Here is a 6,490-nt window from a genome sequence, read left to right on the forward strand (position 1 = left end):
AGATCCTGGTGAGCACACAAGCCCCGCCCGCCGTGGCGGTCCCGGCCCCGCGTCCCGGCGAGGAACCCACCCGTCTGGACCGCTACCGCACCTTCACCCAGGCCGTGCAGGCCACGTGCGCGGGTGACCCGGGCGCGCGCAGCGCCCTGCGGTCCGGCATCCGCCGGAACCTGGACTCGGTTCCGCGGATGCACCGCGTCATCGCCCACCTGGTGCCGCACCACGTGTCCGAGGACACCCAGCGGGCGTACTACGCCGTCGCCGCGATGATCGCCGAGCAGGCGCGCCGCGAACCCACCACCCCACCCACCGGTGCCAGTGCGGGTGCCGGCACCGGGGGCGTGGTGTCCGGCGAGGAGAGCGCCGGGCCGGCGGCCGAGGCCGAGCCGGATCCCGCCGCCAAGGACAAGGCCCCGGGCGGGGAAAGGGACTACGGCACCAGTCTCGGCGCGTCCTTCGCGCTGGCCGTCGTGCGCAGCCCCGGCCACGAGCGCAAGATGCGACGCGGGACCGCGGAGAGCCGCCTGAACCTGCTGTGCAAGCAGGGCGTGCCGGGGGTGCACCGGCACCTGCCGGCCTCGGTCCGCTACCTGCGGTCCCTGGACGTGCCCGTGGACTGGGCACGGCTGCTGCAGGACCTCGTCGACTGGCAGCGGTACTCCGGCCGGATCACCCGCCGCTGGCTGCAGGACTTCTACCGCCGCCTGCAGGAGGAAGAGCGCCGCCTGCGCGACCAGGCCGACAACCTGGAGCCCGAGAACGCCGACGGCACCTGATCCACCACGCCGACCAGTGCCGGCCGGTACCGGCCGGCACTGGTCGTCATGACCGCACCTGACCACCCATCGCTGTGCCTGGAGGAATTCCCATGTCCGTGAAGCCGCCCGCCCGCTTCATCTGCGTCCACGTCCTGCAGACCGTGCCGTTCGCCAACCTCAACCGGGACGACACCAACTCGGTCAAAACCGTCCAGTACGGGGGCGTGCTGCGCACCCGCGTGTCCAGCCAGTGCTGGAAGCGGGCCGTCCGTCTCGACTTCGAGCAGCGCGTCGGCCAGGCGGCGCTGCGCACCCGCCGGATCGGGGAGCGCGTCAGCCGCCTGCTGGCCGAAGAGCGCGGCTGGCCCGAGGACCTGGCCGCGCGGGCCGGCGCGCACCTGGCGGCCGCCAGCGGCATCAAGTTCGAGGTGGAGGAGAAGGACAAGCAGGTCCAGGCCAACAAGGTGATCGGCAACGCGATGGTCTACGTCCCGCAGAGCGCCGTCGCCGAGCTCGCCGACCTGGCCGAGGCCAGGCGGGCCGAGCTGGAGAGCGCGAAGGACATCAAGAAGGCCACCGACAAGAGCATCCTGCCCAAGGAGGAGGTGACGGCGATCCTGCGGTCCCGCAACGGCGTCATCAACCTCTTCGGCCGGATGCTCGCCGAGGTCGACGACGCCGGTGTCGACGGCGCCGTCCAGGTCGCCCACGCCATGACGACCCACCAGACCGACGTCGAGATCGACTACTTCTCCGCCGTCGACGACGTCACCGCCGCCTGGAACGACACCACCGGCAGCGCCCACATGGGTCACGCCGAGTTCAGCGCCGGCACCTTCTACCGCTACGCCACCGTGGACCTGGCCGAACTCGCCGACAACCTCGGCGGCGACCTGGCGGCCGCCCGCGAGCTGGCCGAGGCGTTCCTGCACGCCTTCGTCGCCTCCCTGCCGCAGGCGAAGAAGAACTCCACCGCCCCGCACACCGTGCCGGACCTGGTCCACCTCACCGTCCGCGGCGACCGGCCCCTCTCCCTCGCCGCGGCCTTCGAAAAGCCGGTACAGGCGGCCGGCGACGGCGGCTACGCGGCCGCCTCCCGCGACACCCTGTCCGCCTACGCCGAGGCCGTGAACTCCTTCATGGGCACCTCCGCCATCCTGCACACCGGCTGGGCCGGCCTCGACCCCAAGGGCCACCACGGCCTGGGCGAGCGCCACACCAGCCTGAACCACCTGATCGCCTCCGCCGTCCAGAGCGCGTTCACCACCACCGCGCCCGGAGCCGCCGCGTGAGCACGACCCCCCACCCCGCGCCCGCCCCGGACACCGCCTCCGGGGCAGGCACCCCGGCGGCTGGGCTGCTGCTGCACTGCGCCGGCCCCCTGCAGTCCTGGGGCCACCACAGCCACTTCAACCAGCGCGACACCGCAGCCTTCCCGACCCGCTCCGGCATCCTCGGACTCCTCGCCGCAGCGCTCGGCCGCAGCCGCGAAAAGCCCATCGACGACCTCGCCCAGCTCCACATCACCGTCCGCGTGGACCGGCCCGGCGTCCTCCTGCGCGACCTGCACACCGTCGGCGGCGGCCTGCCCGCCGCCGCCACCGTCACCACCGCCCAGGGCAAAAAACGCTCCGGGGACACCACCACCTTGCTCTCCCACCGCTACTACCTCGCCGACGCCGCCTTCACCGTCGCCGTGACCAGCCCCACCCCAACACCCCTGCTCACCGCATGCGCCCACGCACTGCGCACCCCCAAGTGGCCGCTGTTCCTGGGCCGGCGGGCCTGCCCGCCCACCGGACCACTGTTCCTCGCCCTCACCGAAAACGCCCTGCACCACCTGGTGCGCCTGCCGCTCGCCGCCCCGGCCCCCCACCCCGGCACCACGCCCCGCACAGTCGACTTCCTCTCCGACCACCCCCTGAACCAGCTGCCGCTGCCCCAGGACACCCCCAGCTCCGACCCGGCCGAAGCCGCCCACCCCACCACCCGCCTCAACGACCAGCCCGTCACCTACCACCCCAAGCGGCGCACCTACCGGGCCCGCCCCCTCTACCGGCGCACCATCACCCCGCCCTCACAGCAGTGGGGCGGCCTGGGCACCGACTACCTCCACGCCCTCAGCACCTACAGCCGCGACCACTTCGACACCCACGAGGGAAGCCGTCCATGAACAATGTCTGGCTGACCCGGATCACCCCCCACCCCGCCTCCCGCGACGCCCGCCGCGACCTCGGCGACGCCGTCCACCTCCACCGCCGGCTCATGTCGCTCTTCCCCGACGAAGCCGGACCCGACCCCCGCGCCGCCCTGGGCATCCTCCACCGCACAGACGACTCCCCCACCGGCCCCTGCATCCTCATGCAGTCCACCCACCAGCCCGACCTGAACCGCCTGCCCCACACCTACGCCACCGCCATCACCCGCGACCTCAGCCCCCTCCTCGCCGCACTGCGCCCCGGGATCAACGTCCACTTCCGCTGCGTGGCCAGCCCCGTCCGCAAACCCGGCGCCACCACCCGCTCCCTGTACAACCTGCCCGCCGTCGTCCCCCTCACCGGCGCCCACGCCGACGAGTGGTGGATGCGGCAGGCCGACACCGCCGGCCTGAAAGTACTGACCCTGCACTCCCAGCCCCTCGACAGCGCCACCGGCGTCCGCGGCAAACCCGGCACCGGCCAGCAGCGGATCCGGCACGCCCGCACCCGCTTCGACGGCACCGCCACCGTCATCGACCCCGACCACCTCCGGGCGAAACTCACCGACGGAATCGGCCGCGGAAAAGCCTACGGCTGCGGCCTCCTCACCCTCGCCCCCACCCGCGAAAGCACCAGCACTCCATGACCGCGCCTGTCACCCATCCCGGCCGCCGCAGACTCGCCGCCCCCACGGTGGCCATGCTGCCCCGCTTCGCCGACTCCCTGTCCTTCCTCTACCTGGACGTCGTCCGCGTCCTCCAGGACGACACCGGCGTCCTGGCCGAGGTGACCAGCGACCGGCGAGGCAGGGAGACCGTCTACCTGCCGACCGCCGCCCTCAGCTGCGTCCTCCTCGGCCCCGGCACCTCCATCACCGCCCGCGCCCTGGCCACCCTCGCCCGCCACGGCACCACCGTGGTCGTCACCGGATCGGGCGGTGTCCGCTGCTACGCCGCAACCCAGCCGGCCTCCCTCACCACCGCCTGGCTCGAGCGCCAGGCCCGCTCCTGGGCCGACGACGACCGACGGCTCGCCGTCGCCACCGCCATGTACGAGCGACGCTTCGGCAAAGGTTCGGTACCGCCCGGTACCTCCCTGGCACAGCTGCGCGGCATGGAAGGCCAGCGCGTCAAGGCCCAGTACCGGCTCCTCGCCCAGCAGTACAAGATCGGCCGCTTCCGCCGCGCCTACGACCCCGCACAGTGGGACACCCAGGACCCCGTCAACCTCGCCCTGTCCTCAGCGAACACCTGCCTCTACGGCATAGTCCACGCAGCCATCCTCGCCCTCGGCTGCTCACCCGCCCTGGGATACGTCCACAACGGAAACCAGCAGGCCTTCGTCTACGACATAGCCGACCTCTACAAAGCCGAACTCACCATCCCGCTGGCCTTCTCCCTCAACGCCTCCCCCAACCCCGAGGCCGAGGCCCGCCGCTCCTTCCGCGACGGCCTGCGCCTCTTCCGGCTCCTGCCGAGCATCGTCCACGACATCCAGACCCTCCTGGACCCCGACAGCGACCGCGAAGAACCCGACCCGGAAGAAGAACTCGTCGACCTGTGGGACCCCGTAGCCGGCGCCCTGCCCGGAGGCACCAACCACGGAGACGCACTGTGAACCCCCTCCACCACAAGGCACGGCACACATGGCCGCAATGACCGTCCTGGCCACCACCGCCGTCCCCGACCACCTCCGCGGCGCCCTCACCCGCTGGCTCCTCGAAGTCACCCCAGAGCTGTACATCGGCACCGTCTCCGCCCGCGTACGCGACGAACTCTGGGCCTCCGTCACCGCCTGCGTCGGCAACGGCACCGCAGTCCTCGCCTACCCCAGCGACAACGAGCAAGGCTTCGAACTCCGCACAGCCGGAGAACAACGCCGCAACCCCATCGACTTCGACGGCTTGACCCTCATCACGTTCACGAGCGAAGGTCAAGAAACCGCAAACCACTTCTAACACCGCAGGTCAAAAAGGGTCCTCTCCGCGCGAGCGGAGGTGAGCCGACGAGGAAGGTCTCCTCTCCGAACTCGGCAGCGTCCTCTCCGCGCGAGCGGAGGTGAGCCGCACTAACTCGCTCCCGCCGGTTACTGCCCCCGGTCCTCTCCGCGCGAGCGGAGGTGAGCCGGCGCTTGCCGCTGGTGGTGGCCAGGTCGATCGGTCCTCTCCGCGCGAGCGGAGGTGAGCCGCCCGATCATCTTCGGGCACCCCGGCCGCCACTGTCCTCTCCGCGCGAGCGGAGGTGAGCCGAACGTGCCGCAGGCGGACCGCGTCGTCGTCGTGTCCTCTCCGCGCGAGCGGAGGTGAGCCATCGTCGTACCGGATCTGCGCGTTGACGTTGGTGTCCTCTCCGCGCGAGCGGAGGTGAGCCGAACACCATCAGGCCCGTCCGGTTTCGCATGACGTCCTCTCCGCGCGAGCGGAGGTGAGCCGCAGTAGGCCCGCGGCTTCGTTCCCCGGCTCGGGTCCTCTCCGCGCGAGCGGAGGTGAGCCGCCGCGGCCCGAGCCCTTCGACCGGGCGATGAAGTCCTCTCCGCGCGAGCGGAGGTGAGCCGCCCTCGCCCGCAACGCTGGTCAGCATGCGGATGTCCTCTCCGCGCGAGCGGAGGTGAGCCGACCCAGGGCGAGTTGGCCCTGTACCCGCCGGAGTCCTCTCCGCGCGAGCGGAGGTGAGCCGGTCACCGCGTGAGCGCCCGGACCCCGGGCCCGGTCCTCTCCGCGCGAGCGGAGGTGAGCCGGCCACCGACCTCGTCGAGACGTACAAGCTGGAGTCCTCTCCGCGCGAGCGGAGGTGAGCCGTTTCGCCGTCGACTCGTCGATGCCCCGGATGAGTCCTCTCCGCGCGAGCGGAGGTGAGCCGTGGCGGCAGGTCCAGCAGCGGCGACCGTCGCGGTCCTCTCCGCGCGAGCGGAGGTGAGCCGTCGGCCGAGCCGTCCCCGATGCCGGCGGATGCGTCCTCTCCGCGCGAGCGGAGGTGAGCCGTGGCGTCCCGCTAAGACGTCCGCCCCGAACATGTCCTCTCCGCGCGAGCGGAGGTGAGCCGGCGTTCAGGTGGCGGGAGGCGTATGGCGGCCTGTCCTCTCCGCGCGAGCGGAGGTGAGCCGCCCGCGCCCAAGCCCACCCCCGGCAAGCCGAAGTCCTCTCCGCGCGAGCGGAGGTGAGCCGTTCCGCAGGTACTTCCTGAACCTGCCGGTGAGGTCCTCTCCGCGCGAGCGGAGGTGAGCCGATCACGGCCGCGCAGGACGCCCACATCGCGGTGTCCTCTCCGCGCAAGCGGAGGTGAGCCGCCGTACTCCGCACCGGTCCCCCAGCAGATGACGTCCTCTCCGCGCGAGCGGAGGTGAGCCGCTCACGCCGGAGGCCCGGAACGCGGCCATGGCGTCCTCTCCGCGCGAGCGGAGGTGAGCCGGAGACAGACATGCGCGTCCTGCTGACCGGCGCGTCCTCTCCGCGCGAGCGGAGGTGAGCCGCTCACGCCGGAGGCCCGGAACGCGGCCATGGCGTCCTCTCCGCGCGAGCGGAGGTGAGCCGGAGAC

General features: G+C 72.2%; 6 protein-coding genes and 1 CRISPR repeat array. All 6 genes read left to right on the top strand.

The window, feature by feature from the left end; all coding sequences use genetic code 11:
• Positions 1–8 precede the first annotated feature (8 nt).
• The 6 genes from casB (at position 9) to cas2e (ending at position 4,913) form a co-directional block, all read left to right on the top strand.
• Entirely contained in the window at positions 9–776 is a 768-nt protein-coding gene (gene casB, locus AB0N31_RS26270; protein WP_366060891.1) for a type I-E CRISPR-associated protein Cse2/CasB, read from the top strand.
• Positions 777–874: 98 nt separating this feature from the next.
• Positions 875–2,050, top strand: coding sequence for a type I-E CRISPR-associated protein Cas7/Cse4/CasC (gene cas7e, locus AB0N31_RS26275; protein ID WP_366060924.1), 1,176 nt, complete (start codon positions 875–877; stop codon positions 2,048–2,050).
• Positions 2,051–2,115: 65 nt separating this feature from the next.
• A complete protein-coding gene (cas5e, locus tag AB0N31_RS26280; RefSeq protein WP_366060925.1) occupies positions 2,116–2,931 on the top strand; it encodes a type I-E CRISPR-associated protein Cas5/CasD in 816 nt (271 codons plus the stop codon).
• Positions 2,928–3,602: a type I-E CRISPR-associated protein Cas6/Cse3/CasE gene (gene cas6e, locus AB0N31_RS26285; RefSeq protein ID WP_366060892.1), complete on the top strand. Its 675-nt coding sequence runs from the start codon at positions 2,928–2,930 to the stop codon at positions 3,600–3,602. The genes cas5e and cas6e overlap by 4 nt, the downstream gene beginning before the upstream one ends.
• Positions 3,599–4,573 carry a type I-E CRISPR-associated endonuclease Cas1e gene (cas1e, locus tag AB0N31_RS26290; protein WP_366060893.1) on the top strand — a complete coding sequence of 325 codons (975 nt, stop codon included), beginning with the start codon at positions 3,599–3,601 and terminating at the stop codon, positions 4,571–4,573. The genes cas6e and cas1e overlap by 4 nt, the downstream gene beginning before the upstream one ends.
• A 28-nt stretch (positions 4,574–4,601) precedes the next feature.
• Complete coding sequence (gene cas2e, locus AB0N31_RS26295) at positions 4,602–4,913, top strand: type I-E CRISPR-associated endoribonuclease Cas2e (protein WP_366060894.1); 312 nt, start codon at positions 4,602–4,604, stop codon at positions 4,911–4,913.
• A gap of 18 nt (positions 4,914–4,931) precedes the next feature.
• Positions 4,932–6,485: a CRISPR direct-repeat array (repeat unit 29 nt; unit sequence GTCCTCTCCGCGCGAGCGGAGGTGAGCCG).
• Positions 6,486–6,490 lie beyond the last annotated feature (5 nt).

Origin of the sequence: Streptomyces sp. NPDC051051 (assembly GCF_040682975.1) — a bacterium.
Lineage (GTDB): Bacteria > Actinomycetota > Actinomycetes > Streptomycetales > Streptomycetaceae > Streptomyces.